Annotated in this window: 4 protein-coding genes; 1 reads left to right on the forward strand and 3 read right to left on the reverse strand. The window is 48.6% G+C overall.

The genetic code is table 11. The features are described 5' to 3' along the window. Positions 1-74: 74 nt before the first annotated feature. On the forward strand, positions 75-371 hold the full coding sequence (locus ACTHUT_RS18090; protein WP_049323125.1) for a DUF2288 domain-containing protein: 297 nt from the start codon (positions 75-77) through the stop codon (positions 369-371). A 70-nt stretch (positions 372-441) separates the two neighbouring features. Here ACTHUT_RS18090 and apaG read toward each other — a convergent pair whose 3' ends face one another. From apaG to thiL, 3 genes are all read right to left on the reverse strand, one after another. Further along, positions 442-810: a Co2+/Mg2+ efflux protein ApaG gene (gene apaG, locus ACTHUT_RS18095; RefSeq protein WP_003682575.1), complete on the reverse strand. Its 369-nt coding sequence runs from the start codon at positions 808-810 to the stop codon at positions 442-444. Positions 811-906: 96 nt separating this feature from the next. Then, positions 907-1,395: a phosphatidylglycerophosphatase A family protein gene (locus ACTHUT_RS18100; RefSeq protein ID WP_440419296.1), complete on the reverse strand. Its 489-nt coding sequence runs from the start codon at positions 1,393-1,395 to the stop codon at positions 907-909. Beyond that, positions 1,388-2,344: a thiamine-phosphate kinase gene (thiL, locus tag ACTHUT_RS18105; RefSeq protein ID WP_440419298.1), complete on the reverse strand. Its 957-nt coding sequence runs from the start codon at positions 2,342-2,344 to the stop codon at positions 1,388-1,390. Before thiL ends, ACTHUT_RS18100 begins: the two co-directional genes overlap by 8 nt. Positions 2,345-2,362: the final 18 nt, after the last annotated feature.

The raw sequence follows: 2,362 nt of genomic DNA on the forward strand, positions 1-2,362 counted from the left end.
CTTTCGTTTTCAGACGGCATCGGGCAAAAGGCCGAATATCGGTTACAATCCATTTTTTATTTGATGATTGTCCTATGTCTATTCCACTCTTAAACGAAAAACTCAATACCGAAACCGCCCGCATTTCGTGGGAAGAGCTGCAACCCCACTTCGCACGCGGTGCCGCCGTCTATGTTGCGCCTGATTTGGATTTGATTGCCGTCGCCCGCCATGTTGCCGAAGATGAAGCCGCACCATTGAAACAATGGATGGAACAAGGCAAATTCGGTGCCGTCAGCGATGATATGGCGCGCACATTTTTAGCGGATAAGCAGGAAATGTGGGCGGTTGTCGTGGCGCCGTGGGTATTGGTACAGCCTTGCAAAGACTGAATAAGGCCGTCTGAAAAAATGGAAAACCGGAACATTTCCCATGTTCCGGTTTTCCATTTTTTCAGACGGCCTATTGCAACGTAAAGCCTGCTTTGAATTCAAGCTTCGGCACCCCGATAACGAAACGTTTGCCGATGCTGTCTTCAAATTCATAAGCGCCTTCAATACTGCCCCAAGGCGTACTGATTTGCGAACCGCTGTTGTACTCATAGGCTTCGCCCGGATACAAAACAGGTTGCTCTTCAATCAGGCCGGCATGACCGACCTGCTCTGTCTCACCGTGTCCGTCGGTAATTTCCCAAAAACGCTGACGCAAGGTAATGATTTCATCACTGCGGTTGCAGATGGTAATCAGATAATTGAAGGCATAGCGGTCGCGATAGACGTCGCTCTGACCGGCCATATAACGCGGCTCCACGTTAATCTCGATTTCATTCATAATTGTTTACCCCGTATGGTATTTATTTTATTTCAATCCGGATAATTCCGGCGTGCCCGCCCTATTTTTGCAAAGGGTCGAAACACTTAAAACGCATCACGCGATCCAATAAAACAGGCCCAAGACCATCAAGGTCATCGCAGCCGCAATCAAATCATCAAGCATAATGCCTAAACCTCCATGAATCCGCCGGTCAAACCATTTGATCGGCCATGGTTTCAATGCATCAAACAAGCGGAAAATAACAAAAGCCGCCAGCCACCAGCTCCATTTAAACGGAATCAGCGACAGCACCAGCAGTATCGCGACAATTTCATCCCAGACGATACCGCCGTAATCCTGAATGCCCAGTTCCCGCTCGGTATAACCGCAAATGCGGATACCCCAAAAAAACAAGGCGATACACAATAAAAGCAATATCCAGCCGTCTATGCCCAACAGGCACAATACAAAAGCCAGAGGCAACGCTGCCAGCGTTCCGGCCGTACCCGGCGCAACCGGCGACAAGCCGCTGCCGAAACCGAATCCTAAAAAACACAATGGTTTTTGCAACAGCCAAGAAAAAGTAGGTTTACGTTCAGCCAAAATGATCAAATCCTAAAGAAGTCAGTTCCAATACGCCGCCTTCGGCATCCAAAATATTCAGACGGCCTGAGTCAGTAATTTTACCAATTCGGGCGACCGGTACGCCACTTTGTTCCGCTGCCTGACAAACGCGTTCCCTGTCTTCTGGAGCGGCAGTAAAAATCAGTTCGTAGTCATCGCCGCCGGCCAATACCGCCGACAACCATTGTTCGCGCGATAACACATTTTTCAATTCAGGCAACGACGGCACACAATCGGCAAATATTTCCGCCCCGACAGCAGAGGCTTTCAAAATATGCCCCACATCTTGAGCCAGGCCGTCTGAAACATCTTGCGCAGCATGGGCAAACGGCAACAATGCCTGCCCCAATGAAACGCGCGGTTCCGGACGGAGCAATTTATCATCGCAAACCGCCATGATTTCAGACGGCAATTGATAATGCCCCAGATGTTTGTTCAAAGCAGCGGCAGCCAAACCCAACCGACCCGATACCCAAATATCGTCGCCGACTTCGGCCGCATCACGCCGCAGGGCACACCCTGTCGAAACTTCACCTACTATCGTTACATTAAAGACCAAATCGCCTTTGGTGGTATCGCCGCCAATCAACACCGTATCAAAACGCGCGGCCAAAGCAAAAAAGCTATCGCAAAAACGTTTCAGCCAATCTTGATTCAATTCAGGCAAGGCAGCACTGAGCAACACCCAACGCGGCTTGGCACCCATAGCGGCCATATCGGATAAATTTACTGCAAGCATTTTCCATGCCAAATCTTCAGGCAAAACATCTTCAAAAAAATGTCTGCCTTTGACCAACATATCAGCGCTAAAACATAAATCAAATCCGTCACTTGGACGAATAATAGCGGCATCGTCCCCTATGCCCAAAATCAGACCTTCCGATTTTTGTCGCTGCAAATATTGTCTGATAAAGTCAAATTCCGTCATATTTATCCAATATAACTA

The sequence above is a fragment of the Neisseria sp. P0022.S010 genome, assembly GCF_051956635.1.

Bases quoted from the DNA above. Each gene is read 5' to 3' on its own strand.
- ACTHUT_RS18090 (WP_049323125.1), top strand. From the start codon at position 75: ATGTCTATTCCACTCTTAAACGAAAAACTCAATACCGAAACCGCCCGC.
- thiL (WP_440419298.1), bottom strand. From the start codon at position 2,344: ATGACGGAATTTGACTTTATCAGACAATATTTGCAGCGACAAAAATCG.
- apaG (WP_003682575.1), bottom strand. From the start codon at position 810: ATGAATGAAATCGAGATTAACGTGGAGCCGCGTTATATGGCCGGTCAG.